Origin of the sequence: Acinetobacter psychrotolerans (assembly GCF_048552595.1) — a bacterium.
Lineage (GTDB): Bacteria > Pseudomonadota > Gammaproteobacteria > Pseudomonadales > Moraxellaceae > Acinetobacter.
The window spans coordinates 160,050-174,215 of sequence record NZ_JBIMDK010000001.1 but is presented as its reverse complement, the minus strand read 5'-3'; the positions used below and the strand labels follow the sequence as shown (position 1 = coordinate 174,215).

The window sequence follows — 14,166 nt, the reverse complement described above, 5'->3', positions numbered from 1 at the left end:
ATGCCTTACTTTTTTTGCTCTGGTTCAGGTGGTAATGAAATGACAACTGTTTGTGCAGCTGGCGGCGAATACATTCTCAGTTGTGTCACTGCACGCGTACCAATTTGTGCGGTTGCTCCAAAGGTTTGTTGCTCAATCAGCAAACGCCCCCATTCCGCATTAATATCTTCACGCTCACGCATATAAGAATTTAAATCGCGAAAATCATGGCGATATGTAAATACTTGCAATACCACCATAAAAGCACTGGTCATGACAGCAACAACCAACACACCGTAGACAATCGCTTTTTTTATTGCCAACTTATTGCTTGATTCTTCTACAATGTTTTCTTTCATTGTTCGCCTTTTTGTTCTAAGCGTTCTGCAACCCGGAGCCAAGCACTGCGTGAACGATAATTTTCTTTAATCTCCGCCTCACTTGCACGAATTCGATCAATTTTTTTCAGTTTACGCGTATCTTTAACTTTATGCGGTAAGCCCCAACCATCATCTTCTGCTAATGTTGATTCTTTTTGAATAAATTGTTTAATAATTCGATCTTCAAGTGAATGAAAACTAATTACCGCCAAACGTGCATTAGATTTTAACAAATTTACAGCTTGAGGCAAAAAAGTATGCACATCTTCTAATTCTTTATTAATTTCAATACGAATTGCTTGGAACGTACGTGTTGCAGCATGTTTATTTTTTTCCCATTTTGGATGGGCAACTTTAATAATTTCTGCCAATTTTGCAGTGGTCTCAATATAACCTGCATTTTTAATGGCTTTGGCAATACGACGACTATAACGCTCCTCTCCATACTGGAAAATAACATTAGCAAGATCAACCTCATCCACGGCAACCAACCAATCTGCGGCAGTTAAACCTTGCGAATTATCCATTCGCATATCCAAAGGGCCATCTTTCATAAAACTAAAACCACGATCTGCCTGATCCAACTGCGGTGATGACACGCCTAAATCCGCCATAACTCCATCAACTTGATAAATATCAAGTTTATTCATTTCCCGCTGTAAATCAGCAAAACTGGCATGAATAATTTTAAAACGTGGATCTTCTTTTTCTAATTGATACGCAACCTCTAAAGCTTGAGGGTCTTTATCAAATGCATAAACACGTGCATTTTCATCTAATTTTGAAAGCAATAAACGAGTATGCCCACCACGACCAAAAGTCCCATCGATGTAAATTCCTGTATTGCGATCTGCAAGTAAAGCATCGACAGTTTCATGTAGTAATACAGAAATATGAGACATAAGTATAGTTTCAGTTCAATCAAAAAAGTAACTGCACATTATTACCTTGTTTTGTCAAAGCTCCAAACGACTTTTTGTAGGGAAATATTAATTTTTATAGGGAAAACCATTTTCGGTACGATCTCTGATTCAATTTAACCACTATTTATAAAATATTGACTCCAATAAAACACTTGAACACATTCAAAAAGGAGCAATAGCTAAACTCATATTATGCAAACCGCCTTTTTTCCATTCTGACATCACCATGCACCACATCGCCTACTTGCTGCCAACCTTGACGTTGATAAAAAGTAAATGCTCTGCTGCTTTTTGCCGTTTCCAACCAAATAACTGAATGCTTTTTAAATAAAATACTTTCTACACGCTGCATCAATGCCTGACCCAGTCCCTGTCCCATGCATTCATCACGGACAAATGCTGCAAATACACAGGCTTCTTGTAAATCTACCATTGCAAAACCTTCAACCTGATTCGCAATTTCTACAACCCAGACAGCATCACTCTGTTCGATCAACATACTCACTGCTTGAGGTGTAATTCCTAACTCCTCAAGTTGTATCATCGATAAATGATTCTCTTTCACTCCAGTCCGAATTTCAAAAATTCGAGTAAGATCTTTAATTGTGGCAGCCCTAATTTTCATTCATTTCCCAAATCAACAATCTACAGATCCAAATATAAACAAAACCCGTCTTACGACAGGCTTCTTTTTATAGCACAAATTTAAAAATTAACGTTTTGAATTATACATTTGATCAAACACACCGCCATTTACAAAGTGAGTTTGTTGCGCTTTTGCCCAACCACCAAAGACTTCATCAATGGTAAATGTTTTTAAAGGCGGGAATTGTTTTGAATACTTCGCTAACACTTTTTCACTACGTGGACGATAGAAATGACGTGCTGCCATATCCTGACCCAACGGAGAGTATAAATAGTTAATATAGCCAGTTGCTAACCATTTATTACCGTTTTTCTCTACCGTTTTATCTACAATTGCCACAGATGGCTCAGTCAAAATAGACATAGATGGATAAACAATATCGAACTTATCGCCTAAAGTTTTCTTACTAATCATGGCTTCATTTTCCCATGTCAGCAATACATCACCAATACCACGTTCGGCAAAAGTAGTCATAGAAGCACGTGCAGCAGGATCCATCACTTTAACATTGTGATACATTTTAGACACGAATTCACGTGCTTTGGCATCATTACCAGCAGGCTGTTTAAGCGCATAACCCCATGCAGATAAATAAATCCAACGTGGTAAACCACCTGTTTTCGGGTTTGGAGTAATAATTTCAACACCAGGCTTGGTTAAATCCGTCCAATCTTTAATCCCTTTCGGATTCCCTTTACGTACCATAAATACAATCGTTGATGTATAAGGGGCTGAGTTATGTGGAAATTCTTTTTCCCAACCTGGATTAATCTGTCCTGATTTTACAATTTCATTAATATCGTTTGCCAAAGCCAAAGTGACCACATCACCTTTCAAACCATCTACAACAGCACGAGCTTGCTTACCCGAACCGCCGTGTGATTGTTTAAAATTGACAGTTTTACCCGTACGCTTTAACCAATATGCACCAAATGATTTGTTAAATTCGTCATAGAACTCACGAGTTGCATCATAAGAAACGTTCAAAAATTCACGATCAGCTGCATGTGAAGTAGTTGTCGTTGCAAAATTTAATCCAGTTGCAACCAGTAGCGCACTCAATAAAGCTTTAAAATTGGTTTGCATAACCATATCAATCTTTCATCTATAATTATGCTAAATATATGAAATTAGCAGATAAACTGCAATTATATAAATCATGAGTGTTCAGTTCTATCTAAATTACATATCTATTAAAATATTGTTTTAACTCATGAAAATATGAGGAAAATCGCTTATTCAGTTTTTATATATTTTTATTCTTTTCTTATTCACTATATTCATAAGAATACGTGTTCTATTTAAGAATTCTTGAAGTATCACTAGAAAATATTTAAAAGAATAACAACATCTTTTTGACTCAAAATCTAACCACCTAGTGTCTTCAAGAATTTTTCATACAATAAATCCAACGCTATTTTTCAGCAGTAAACTGATCATAAATCGCACCATTGGCAAAATGCGTTTTTTGCGCATTTGCCCAACCACCAAAAACCTGATCAATGGTAAATAACTTAATCTTTGGAAATTTATCTGCATATTTTGCAGCAGCTTTAGCATTCCGTGGGCGGAAATTATATTTCGCCGCAAGATCTTGCCCCAAAGGAGAATAGAGATAATTCAAATAGCCTTTGGCTAAATTACGATTACCATCTTTATCGACATTTTTATCCACGATCGCCACAGATGGTTCGGCTAAAATTGAAATAGATGGATAAATGATTTGATACTTATCTTTATCTGGACCTGAAGTCGCTAATAAAGCTTCATTTTCCCAAGACAACAACACATCACCAATACCACGTTCAGCAAAAGTAGTCAGAGAACCACGTGCGCCTGAATCTAAAACTTTAACATTTTTATAAAGTTGCTTAACCAATGCTCTTGCTTTTGTATCATTACCACCTGGTTGTTTTAACGCATAACCCCATGCAGATAAATAAATCCAACGTGGCGCACCACCCGTTTTAGGATTTGGCGTGATAATTTCTACACCCGCTTTAGTTAAATCATTCCAGTCTTTAATGCCTTTAGGATTTCCTTTACGCACTAGAAATACAATTGTTGATGTATAAGGTGCAGAATTATTTGGAAATTCTTTCTGCCATCCTTTCTCAATCAAACCAGCATTAACAATTTCATCAATATCATTTGCCAAAGCCAATGTCACAACATCGGCTTGTAAGCCATCAATCACCGAGCGTGCCTGCTTTCCTGATCCACCATGTGATTGTTTAAAATCAACCTCTTGTCCAGTTTTAGACTTCCAAAACTGACCAAAGCTTTTATTATATTCTTGGTAAAATTCACGTGTAGGATCATATGAAACATTAAGGAATTCTTTTGCAGCAAAAGCCTGCCCGACACCCAGTAAACTCAAAGCACTTACTAAAAGTATTTTTTTCATTTAATTTCTCAATTCAATTTCAGTTGTTTAGTCATTAAATAAACTATATTTATAAAAATTTTATTTAACAATCATATAGTTATAATTTATACAACTATGGAATGCACAATTCCAGATATCTAATTTTGTGCATAATATATACTTTTATTTTTGAGCAATTATTAAGCTAAAGCCGTTATATTTATTTTCTTCACGATTCTTCCATAATCATATGTTACTAATTAAATGATTACATTTCGTTTCAATGATTGTTTTTTAAACATTTTTTGTATAGTATTATAAAAAAATGTGACACAGTTATATATTTTAGTAGTGTAATTGACTAAAATTGGCTTGAAAAAACAATAATCAGTATTCTAGGGGAGTAAATGGAGTGCATAAAATAATTCATATATTGGGGCTAACTCTCAGTATGACTTTATTGGCACAAGTCAGCCATGCCGCTGCCATTAAAGACACAAAGCAACCTTTTCAATCTGCGATTGTTGCTGACAAGCTAACACCAATCGAAAAGGCATTGAGCCAGCAAAAACGTGGTGACAATAAATTGGTTTCCGACAAAGATCAGATCAAAGTATTAACATCATTTAAAGCAGCACCTTCACAGAATTTTTTAGCTGAACAACATCAAAAATTTTCACGTTTTGTTCAAGCTTTATTTCAACCACATAACTCTTAATATTTTGATTTATTTTAATTAAATTCTTTCCCCCTAAAAGAATTAATCAGCCCAATCGTTTATTGGTGAATTAACCCTTAAGCGATTGGGCTTTTTCGTTATAATGGATTCAATTTACATTTTGAATAATATTTGGCTATGACCGTCCGTACTCGTATTGCACCCTCTCCAACTGGTTTCCCTCATGTAGGGACTGCATATATTGCTTTATTTAACTTATGTTTTGCGAAACAACATGGTGGTGAATTTATTCTTCGTATTGAAGATACTGACCAATTACGTTCTACACCTGAATCTGAAAAAATGATTTTAGATTCATTGCGTTGGTTAGGTTTAAATTGGTCAGAAGGTCCAGATGTCGGGGGGCCACATGCACCATATCGTCAATCTGAACGCATGGGTATTTACAAGCAATATGCGCTTGAACTCGTTGAAAAAGGTCATGCTTTCTACTGCTTTGCAACAACTGAAGAGCTTGATCAGATGCGTGCAGACCAACAAGCACGTGGCGAATCACCAAAATATGATGGTCGTGGCTTAAAAATTTCAAAAGAAGAAGTGGAACAGCGTTTAGCTGCAGGCGAAGCGCATGTCATTCGTATGAAAGTTCCTGAAGAAGGGATCTGTAAATTTGATGACTTATTACGTGGCGAAGTAGAAATTCCATGGGCTCAAGTAGATATGCAAATTCTACTCAAAACTGATGGTTTACCCACTTACCATTTAGCCAATGTAGTTGATGATCATTTGATGGAAATTTCTCATGTGATTCGTGGTGAAGAATGGATTCCTTCTGCGCCAAAACATCAATTACTTTACCAATATTTTGGTTGGGATATGCCTGTACTATGTCATATGCCGTTATTGCGTAATCCTGATAAATCTAAATTATCTAAACGTAAAAACCCTACATCGATTAACTACTATAAAGACATTGGTGTATTGCCAGAAGCATTGTTGAACTACTTGGGTCGCATGGGTTGGTCAATGCCTGATGAAAGTGAAAAATTCACTTTGGCCGCAATGATTGAACATTTCGACATTAAACGTGTTTCACTCGGTGGCCCAATTTTTGATGTAGAAAAGTTAAATTGGCTGAATGGTCAATGGATTAAAGCACTCACTCCTGCTGAATTGTTAAATACATTATTGGCTTGGAAATCTGACCGTAAAACACTGGAAGATATTGCAGCAGCAATTCAACCACGTATCAATTTATTGTCAGAAGCGGTTAATTGGGCAGGTTTCTATTTCAACCAATTCCCAACATTGTCAAAAGAACAGTTTGAAAGTAAAAAACTGAGTGAAGAACAAGTTCGTCAAAGCTTACAATTTGCGATTTGGCGCTTAGAAAGCTTATTCACATGGAATAATGACACGGTAAGCCAGACACTGATGGATTTAGCGGCTCAGATGGACATTAAACTACGTGATTTCATGCCAGCATTCTTTATTGCCATTGCGGGTTCAACATCTTCGACTCCAGTTATGCAGTCTATGGTGACTATTGGAGCTGACTTAACCTTTGCTCGTTTACGCCATGCGCTTGAAATTGTTGGCGGGCCGAGCAAAAAAGAAGCAAAAGTCTGGGAAAAACTGAATGAAAGCATTAAATTGCCGAAAAATGACGCAGTTAATGAAGCTTAATTAAATTTTCTGTTGACGTGTGAGCACAATATCCCTAATATGGCGCTCACACAGACTGGGGTTATAGCTCAGTTGGTAGAGCGCTACAATGGCATTGTAGAGGTCAGGAGTTCAATCCTCCTTGACTCCACCAAGTTATTTAGCTTTTACTCGTGTTGCCTCAATTGTCCCTATCGTCTAGAGGCCTAGGACATCGCCCTTTCACGGCGGTAACCGGGGTTCGAATCCCCGTAGGGACGCCATATTCAAGATGGCGACATCTTAGTAAAAAACCCAAGCATTATGACTTGGGTTTTTTATTGCCTAAATTTTCTTTTTTGAATATCTATCCAGTCTTTTTTGCATTATGAAATATAACGATTAGAATATCGCTTAGATTATAAATGTGGAACCGCTATGCAATACCAATGTCCTAAATGCCAAAGCCGAAAAATTTTACCTGTTACAAGTGGTAATACCGTTGCGGTACGTCCAGTTGTGCCTAAAAGTTTGGTCTTTTTAATTCCATTACTCTTTGTTTTGCTTTTATTGGTGGTCATTAGTATTTTCATGTGGATTTTCAGCAATGGTGCTGGACAGACCATACAAATTGCAACTGTCGTCGTATTCATTGCTGCTGTGATTGCAGGGATCTTATTTTGGCGTGATCTTCCTGATTTTAAAATTTCCATGCAGGCTTTCATGAATACCAATAAAGAATGGAAATGCCGTGATTGTGATCACCAATGGAAAATTTGATTTTCACTCATTCGATTTTAATGATCTGACTGAATAATCTTATTCAAAATAAACGACTTAAAACCGCACTCAAATTGGGTAACGCAAACCCCCTCCTTTTCAAAGCAGGGTGTTTGCGTTTTTAGAAACTATTACGGATTGGCAATACTCATATCAGGGCTATTTTTCTTTATCTGTATGCTGATGAGATGATTGCTCTGAATCGTGATCGTGATCGTGATCGTGATCGTGATCGTGATCGTGATCGTGATCGTGATCGTGATCGTGATCGTGATCGTGATCGTGATCGTGATCGTGATGATCATTCTCCGCTTCAGTATGTAAATGTGCCATGCATGCATCATCTTCAATCTGTAGCGTTATTTCGGTAATACCATGTTGGTGACTCAATATTTCCTTCGCATCTAGATACAACTGCTGACGATCTGCTTTTGGTGCAAGTAGATGGACTGTCAAATGCACATTTTTAGAGGTAATTGCCCAGACTTTTAATTGATGAATACCCTCTACATCTTTTAATGCCAATAAATCATGACGTAATTTTTCAATATCAATTTCTTCGGGGACACCCTCCAATAGAATATTGATGCTTTGTTTAAGCAAGACCCATGTTCTTGGCAATATCCAAAAACCAATCAAAACTGCAATAAGGGTATCAACCCACATCCAACCTGTGAAATAAATAATCGCAGCGCCAATAATCACACCGACTGAGCCAACAGCATCACTTAATACTTCCAGATATGCACCCTTCACATTCAGACTTTCTGCTGAACTTGAGAATAAGATCTTCATGGAAATCAAGTTAATGATTAAGCCAATCACTGCCACGATCATCATGCCCATACTTTGAATTTCAGGTGGATGACTAAAACGTTGGTACGCTTCATATAAAATATAAATTGCAACGACAAACAACATACTTGCATTAAACAACGCCGCCAGAATTTCAAAACGTTGATAACCGAAAGTACGTTTATTATCGGCAGGGAGTTGGCCAATTTTAATAGCGACCAATGCAATGGCGAGTGCCGCAGCATCGGTAAACATGTGTGCAGCATCAGATAAGAGCGCGAGACTTTGTGTCATAAAGCCTGCAATCACCTCAACAATTAAAAAGGTTGCGGTCAGTGCTAATGCAAAAGTTAGTTTTTTTACATTACCCTCTGTCACCACTGCATGACTGTGGTCATGCCCTGCATGTTCACCCATCTTACACCTCTATTTTTTCATTCATTATTTTATAAAAGTTGTTTTAACTTAATTTTTATCAATGGTAATGAAAATCATTATCAATAATAAAAATTCATCTATATACTCTATCGCACATCAATATTTTACATTTAATTCATATTGTTCAGGATCATTCATAATGAAAAAATATCTTTGCCTTGCTCTATTGTATTGCAGCTATAGCCATGCCCATGAACCTTATGTCGCACCGCTTAGCTATATGACTGAGAATACTCAAATTCCTGTCATTGCATCTTATGCAGAACAAGCATTTAACGCAGAACATGCACTGAAGCAAGTTGATTTAACTGTTATTCAACCCGATCAAAGCACGATTACCCTACAAAATCAAAGCAGTTTAAAATCTGCATCCGCCTATGACTTGTCTTTACCTCAATCAGGTACTTATCGTCTTTTTGCAAAAACCTCTTTCCCTTTAAAATATGTTGAACACAATAAAACATGGAAAATGCTATTTGATATGCCTGCGGATAAAGCCAAACCTATGGCTGAACGTGACTATGCAATTCCATCTGACTTTAAAAAAGCACCTGCTCCTATAGAAATTAGCCGTGAATGGACGATTCAAAGTTATATATCTAAGGACAAAACCTCAGATGTCCGTACAATTTCAGAAGCTCCGCTGCAAGTCGCATTTAAAACACATCCTAACAACATTGTTGCGCAACAAGCGGTAGACATTGCCATCAGCAAATCCAATAAAGCATTAAACACAGCTGAGGTCGTAGTACGTGCTCAGGGTCAAATGGACAAAGATGCACAACATGTAACTGTTCAAACTGACGGCACAGCGACATTAAACTTTCCACATGCAGGACAATTCCTCATTGAAGTGAGTGAAAAGTCCGATCCAAAAGCAAAACCGATGAATCAGTATTACAGCATTATTAGCGTGAATGTTTTACCTGTAAAAGCACCATAAGCCATTTGATTATTCGATATATCTTCCTCACCCTGCATCACGTATGACACAGAGCGAGGAAGAGTATTTAAATCACTTTAAACATCAATATGATCATTTTTTCTGAAGTTCATTCATCCAACGGTACATCACAGGTAAAATCAACAAGGTTAATAATGTGGATGAAATAATCCCACCGATCACTACTGTTGCTAACGGACGCTGAACTTCTGCACCTGTTCCTGTTGCCAGAGCCATTGGAATAAAACCCAACGATGCGACACAAGCGGTCATTAATACCGGTCTTAAACGCAGAATTGCACCCTGCCACGTTGCATAATAAACATCAAATTGCTGTCGCAACTCTTTGATAAATGTCAGCATCACCAGACCATTCAACACTGCTACACCTGACAGCGCAATAAAGCCAATTCCTGCCGACATCGACAAAGGAATATCACGTAACCACAGCGCAATTAAACCACCACACAACGCAAATGGTACGCCACTGAACACCAACAGACTTTCTTTGACGTTGTGAAAAACTGCCATCAGTAAAATAAATATGGTGATGAGTGCCAATGGAACAACCAATTGCATACGCGCTTTAGCAGAGTTCAGATTTTCAAACTGTCCACCGTAATCCAACCAATAACCCGCAGGCAGTTGTTGTTTTGCCAACGTGCTTTGTAGCTCTGTCACGAATGAGCCCAAATCTCGCCCTTCTACATTCGCAGTCACCACCACACGGCGTTTACCATTTTCACGACTGACCTGATTGATGCCGAGGATATTTTCAACTTTAGCAACATCCTGCAACTGAATTAAACCACCGTTCGGAATTTGTATCGGTAATGTCGCGAGATATTCAGGTGTACGCTGTGCATCATCCAAACGAATAACAAAGTCAAAACGACGATCACCTTGTAAAATCTGCCCAACACTTTGCCCACCAACACTTGCAGCAACCAAATCTTGAATGGATTTCACCGACAACCCATATTGCGCTGCCTGTGCTTTATTGACTTCCACATTCAGTAATGGCAATCCATTGGTTTGCTCTACATTCACTGCGGTTGCACCTGATATCGCTTTAACCTGCGCTGCAATTTGATTCGCTTGCTGATTTAAAACTTCCATATCATCGCCGAAAATTTTCACGCCTACATCACTACGCACTCCTGAAATCAATTCATTAAAACGCAACTCTATCGGTTGAGAAAATTCACTATTATTCCCCGGCAATGTTGCAAGGAATGTAATCATGCGTTGACGTAATTCATCAATACTTTCTTTAGGATTTTTCCATTCCGCACGTGGCTTCAGTAAAACCGTTGCATCAGAAATATTCGGTGGCATCACATCTGTTGCCACTTCTGCTGTTCCTGTCCGTGCAAAGATGGCTTTAATTTCAGGAAATTGCTTGAGTAACAGTTTTTCGGTATTTTCCTGCATCCGTAAAGATTGTTCCAACCCTGTACTCGGAGAACGCATTTGCTGAACTGCAAAATCACCTTCACTGAGTTGTGGAGAAAATTCACTACCAATTTGTGTGGCTAAGATACCTGTTAAAACTAAAATACAGACAGCAATAGCCAAAACAAAAACCTTAAATTGGTAAGCCCAATCTAGAATCTGCTGATATTTATTTTTTAGCCATAACATCCAACGACTTTCAGTTTCTTTAACTTCACCTGTGACAAATAAAGCCACTGCCGCAGGAACAAAAGTCACAGACAGGATGATTGCACCTACCAGTGCCAAAACCACGGTCATCGCCATTGGATGGAATAATTTAGCTTCCACGCCTGAAAGCGCAAAGATAGGCAGATACACCACAAGAATGATCAATTGCCCGAAAATTAAAGGTCTACGTGCCTGTCTTGCTGCTAAAAAGACTTCTTTGAAACGTTCCGACTTCGTCAGTAAACGTCCTTTGGCATGCTGTGCTTCGGCGAGTCGTCGAATACAGTTTTCTACAATCACCACTGCACCATCGACAATAATACCGAAATCGAGCGCCCCTAAACTCATTAAATTAGCACTGATACGTTGTTCTGCCATACCTGCCAATGTAAACAACATGGACAATGGAATCACACAGGCAGTAATTAAAGCAGCTCTGAAATTGCCTAAAAATAGGAACAGAATAATGATGACCAGAATCGCTCCTTCGACAAGGTTCTTCTGTACCGTAGAAATTGCACGCTCGACCAAATCGGTACGATCGTAAACCGTTTCAATGACCACACCTTTAGGTAAAGACTGCTGAATCGCTTTCACTTTAGCATCAACTGCTTTGGCAACGGTTCGGCTATTCTCACCCATCATCATCATCGCAATACCCAGTACTGCTTCTTCGCCATTATAAGTTGCACCACCTGTACGCAAATCATGCCCAATGGATACCGTTGCGACATCTGCGACACGAATGGGGAAACCATTTTTATTGGCAAGGCTGATATTCTGAATATCTTCAATACTGTTTAATGTGCCAGGCACTCGCACCGTCATTTGCTGACCATTACTTTCAATAAAGCCTGCACCACGGTTTTCGTTATTTTCAGTCAATGCCGTTTGTAAATCTGACAATGGAATTTGTAGCTGTTGCAGTCTGTTCAGATCAGGTGTCACCACATAGGTTTTGTTATAACCACCAATTGAATTGACCTCTGCCACACCTGTCACACGCTGCAATTGAGGACGTACAATCCAATCCTGAATTTCACGTAAATCCATAGCGGTATACGCTGTGCCATCGGGCTTTTTTGCATTCGGCTCAGCTTTAATAACCCATTGATAAATTTCTCCAAGCCCCGTCGAAATAGGGGACATCGTCGGTGCAATATCATTCGGTAGTTCTGCCTGAGCTTCTTGTAAACGCTGATTAATCAGCTGTCTCGCCCAATAAATATCCGTACCATCTTTAAAAATAATCGTGACTTGCGATAAGCCATAGCGAGAAATAGAACGAGTCTGCTCAAGCTTAGGCATGCCTGCCATGGCATTTTCAATTGGATAAGTAATTCGTTGCTCCACTTCAAGCGCAGTGAAACCCGTTGCTTGTGTATTAATTTGAACCTGTGTATTGGTGATATCAGGCACTGCATCAATCGGTAGTTTCTGGTAGCCATAAATACCCACACCAATCCACGCTACAATAAACAGCATGACCCAAATAGCATTGTGAATGGAGAACTGTATTAATCGATCAAATAGTCCCTCGGGTTTAGGCATCTGCGCATCTAAAGCTGTTGATGAATCAAGTGACTGTGATGATGGCTTTGAAGGCGGCGGTGTAGATGAATCAATGCTCATGACTCGCCTCTCCTTTCTCCACTTCAGACTTCAGTAAGAAGCTGCCCTGTGCTGCATATTGCTGCCCCTGTGTGAGTCCAGACTGAATTTCAACCCACTGACCATCACTTGAAACTTGCCCAAGAACCACAGGCTGAGCAATGAATTCAATTTTTTTGTCATGTTCATGTGCGACAAAAACTGCATTTTTACCCTCGATACTTTGAATAGCACTTTTGAGTACTCGCAATGCCTGTGTTGAACCATTTTGCTGTAACTGTACATTGACCATTAAATTCGGACGTAGTTCCACAGCATCGGATAATACTTTGGCACGTACCTGTAAACGGCCAGTCTGTGCATCAGCTTCACTATTCAGACTTTGAATCTGTGCTTTAAACATATTCCCTGTTTGTAAGGATTTAAATTCAATCTGTTGATTTGGTGCAATCGAAGCAAAATCTGCACTTGGTGCAATAAATTCAAGCCATAACTGATCTAACTGATCAATGATAAACAACTGATCGGCAAGCTGAACATTTTCACCCACCACCAAATCTTTTTTACTGATAATGCCTGAAATAGGTGCAGTTAATACAAAGCGCCCATTAGAACCCGACTCTGCACCCAATGCAGACAAGCGGGTTTTACTTGCTTGTACCTGAATCTGCGCCTGCTTATAGGCATTGTAAGCACGTTGATAATCCTGCTTTGCAGAAATTCCCTGTGACCACAATTGGCGTTCACGCTCATAGTCTTGACGTGCCAGCTCCAGATTTGCGTTCTGCATTTGTAAATTGGCTTGCTGATCGACTAAATCAGGCACCAATAACGTTGCCAAAGTCTGTCCTTTGCGTACCTGTTGTCCCAATTCCACATTCACAGCAATCACTTGCCCGCCAAATGCAGGGGAAACATGCGCCTGACGGTCTGTATTCACAGTCAGTTTTGCAGGATAAGAAGCCGATTTAGTCACTATCCCCATATCCACCTTTGCAAGCTGTACACCTTGCTCCGCCATTTGCTGTGCGGTCAGGCTAATCGCTTCGGCATGTTCTGCTTCACTTCCCTCTTTTTCACCATGACCACCCTCATGCCCTGCTTCATCTTTACCATGTGCATGACCATCTTCTTCAGCAGCACCTTCTGCATGACCATGCTCATCGGTTTTTGCAGGCTTATTTTTGCCTGATAGATACAAACCAACAGCCAACAAAGCAGTCACAATGACAGCAATTATGATCATCAGGCGTTGAGAAATTTTGCCATGTTGATTTTTCTGCATCTGATTCAATTTTTTGCTCAACTTCAACAT

General features: G+C 39.0%; 12 protein-coding genes and 2 tRNA genes. 6 read left to right on the top strand and 8 right to left on the bottom strand.

Going from position 1 to position 14,166, the window contains the following annotated elements; genetic code table 11:
• Window positions 1–5: 5 nt before the first annotated feature.
• The 5 genes from ftsL to ACG94X_RS00765 form a co-directional block, all read right to left on the bottom strand.
• Window positions 6–338, bottom strand: coding sequence for a cell division protein FtsL (gene ftsL, locus ACG94X_RS00785; protein WP_419381837.1), 333 nt, complete (start codon window positions 336–338; stop codon window positions 6–8).
• Window positions 335–1,261 (bottom strand): 16S rRNA (cytosine(1402)-N(4))-methyltransferase RsmH, encoded by a 927-nt coding sequence (gene rsmH, locus ACG94X_RS00780; protein WP_419381836.1) that lies wholly within the window; start codon window positions 1,259–1,261, stop codon window positions 335–337. The genes ftsL and rsmH overlap by 4 nt, the downstream gene beginning before the upstream one ends.
• 211 nt (window positions 1,262–1,472) lie before the next feature.
• Window positions 1,473–1,907, bottom strand: a complete 435-nt coding sequence (locus tag ACG94X_RS00775) for a GNAT family N-acetyltransferase (protein WP_419381835.1) — start codon at window positions 1,905–1,907, stop codon at window positions 1,473–1,475.
• Window positions 1,908–1,994: 87 nt separating this feature from the next.
• Complete coding sequence (locus ACG94X_RS00770) at window positions 1,995–3,014, bottom strand: sulfate ABC transporter substrate-binding protein (RefSeq protein WP_419381834.1); 1,020 nt, start codon at window positions 3,012–3,014, stop codon at window positions 1,995–1,997.
• Between the two features lie 328 nt (window positions 3,015–3,342).
• The gene (locus ACG94X_RS00765) at window positions 3,343–4,335 is read right to left on the bottom strand and encodes a sulfate ABC transporter substrate-binding protein (protein WP_419381833.1); all 993 of its coding nucleotides are present in this window, start codon (window positions 4,333–4,335) and stop codon (window positions 3,343–3,345) included.
• Window positions 4,336–4,747: 412 nt separating this feature from the next.
• Here ACG94X_RS00765 and ACG94X_RS00760 point away from each other — a divergent pair, with 412 nt between their 5' ends.
• The 5 genes from ACG94X_RS00760 (at window position 4,748) to ACG94X_RS00740 (ending at window position 7,399) form a co-directional block, all read left to right on the top strand.
• On the top strand, window positions 4,748–5,014 hold the full coding sequence (locus ACG94X_RS00760) for a DUF4179 domain-containing protein (RefSeq protein WP_419381995.1): 267 nt from the start codon (window positions 4,748–4,750) through the stop codon (window positions 5,012–5,014).
• A 138-nt stretch (window positions 5,015–5,152) separates the two neighbouring features.
• The gene (gene gltX, locus ACG94X_RS00755) at window positions 5,153–6,661 is read left to right on the top strand and encodes a glutamate--tRNA ligase (RefSeq protein WP_419381994.1); all 1,509 of its coding nucleotides are present in this window, start codon (window positions 5,153–5,155) and stop codon (window positions 6,659–6,661) included.
• 57 nt (window positions 6,662–6,718) lie between these two features.
• A tRNA-Ala gene (locus ACG94X_RS00750) sits at window positions 6,719–6,794 on the top strand.
• A gap of 33 nt (window positions 6,795–6,827) precedes the next feature.
• Window positions 6,828–6,903, top strand: a tRNA-Glu gene (locus ACG94X_RS00745).
• A gap of 154 nt (window positions 6,904–7,057) precedes the next feature.
• Window positions 7,058–7,399, top strand: a complete 342-nt coding sequence (locus ACG94X_RS00740) for a hypothetical protein (protein ID WP_419381832.1) — start codon at window positions 7,058–7,060, stop codon at window positions 7,397–7,399.
• A 159-nt stretch (window positions 7,400–7,558) separates the two neighbouring features.
• Here the strand turns inward: ACG94X_RS00740 and ACG94X_RS00735 are convergent, their stop codons facing one another.
• Complete coding sequence (locus ACG94X_RS00735) at window positions 7,559–8,611, bottom strand: cation diffusion facilitator family transporter (RefSeq protein ID WP_419381831.1); 1,053 nt, start codon at window positions 8,609–8,611, stop codon at window positions 7,559–7,561.
• Between the two features lie 160 nt (window positions 8,612–8,771).
• Here ACG94X_RS00735 and ACG94X_RS00730 point away from each other — a divergent pair, with 160 nt between their 5' ends.
• A complete protein-coding gene (locus ACG94X_RS00730; RefSeq protein WP_419381830.1) occupies window positions 8,772–9,575 on the top strand; it encodes a DUF4198 domain-containing protein in 804 nt (267 codons plus the stop codon).
• Between the two features lie 93 nt (window positions 9,576–9,668).
• On the opposite strand, the gene ACG94X_RS00725 is transcribed toward ACG94X_RS00730, so the two are convergent.
• Window positions 9,669–12,791, bottom strand: a complete 3,123-nt coding sequence (locus ACG94X_RS00725; RefSeq protein ID WP_419381993.1) for an efflux RND transporter permease subunit — start codon at window positions 12,789–12,791, stop codon at window positions 9,669–9,671.
• 70 nt (window positions 12,792–12,861) lie between these two features.
• Window positions 12,862–14,166: an efflux RND transporter periplasmic adaptor subunit gene (locus ACG94X_RS00720; RefSeq protein WP_419381829.1), complete on the bottom strand. Its 1,305-nt coding sequence runs from the start codon at window positions 14,164–14,166 to the stop codon at window positions 12,862–12,864.

Coding starts and splice junctions, on each gene's coding strand:
- ACG94X_RS00720 (WP_419381829.1), bottom strand. CDS start 14,166: ATGTTGAAGTTGAGCAAAAAATTGAATCAGATGCAGAAAAATCAACAT.
- ACG94X_RS00770 (WP_419381834.1), bottom strand. CDS start 3,014: ATGCAAACCAATTTTAAAGCTTTATTGAGTGCGCTACTGGTTGCAACT.
- gltX (WP_419381994.1), top strand. CDS start 5,153: ATGACCGTCCGTACTCGTATTGCACCCTCTCCAACTGGTTTCCCTCAT.
- ACG94X_RS00730 (WP_419381830.1), top strand. CDS start 8,772: ATGAAAAAATATCTTTGCCTTGCTCTATTGTATTGCAGCTATAGCCAT.
- ACG94X_RS00735 (WP_419381831.1), bottom strand. CDS start 8,611: ATGGGTGAACATGCAGGGCATGACCACAGTCATGCAGTGGTGACAGAG.
- ACG94X_RS00760 (WP_419381995.1), top strand. CDS start 4,748: ATGACTTTATTGGCACAAGTCAGCCATGCCGCTGCCATTAAAGACACA.
- ACG94X_RS00775 (WP_419381835.1), bottom strand. CDS start 1,907: ATGAAAATTAGGGCTGCCACAATTAAAGATCTTACTCGAATTTTTGAA.
- ACG94X_RS00765 (WP_419381833.1), bottom strand. CDS start 4,335: ATGAAAAAAATACTTTTAGTAAGTGCTTTGAGTTTACTGGGTGTCGGG.
- ftsL (WP_419381837.1), bottom strand. CDS start 338: ATGAAAGAAAACATTGTAGAAGAATCAAGCAATAAGTTGGCAATAAAA.
- rsmH (WP_419381836.1), bottom strand. CDS start 1,261: ATGTCTCATATTTCTGTATTACTACATGAAACTGTCGATGCTTTACTT.
- ACG94X_RS00725 (WP_419381993.1), bottom strand. CDS start 12,791: ATGCCTAAACCCGAGGGACTATTTGATCGATTAATACAGTTCTCCATT.
- ACG94X_RS00740 (WP_419381832.1), top strand. CDS start 7,058: ATGCAATACCAATGTCCTAAATGCCAAAGCCGAAAAATTTTACCTGTT.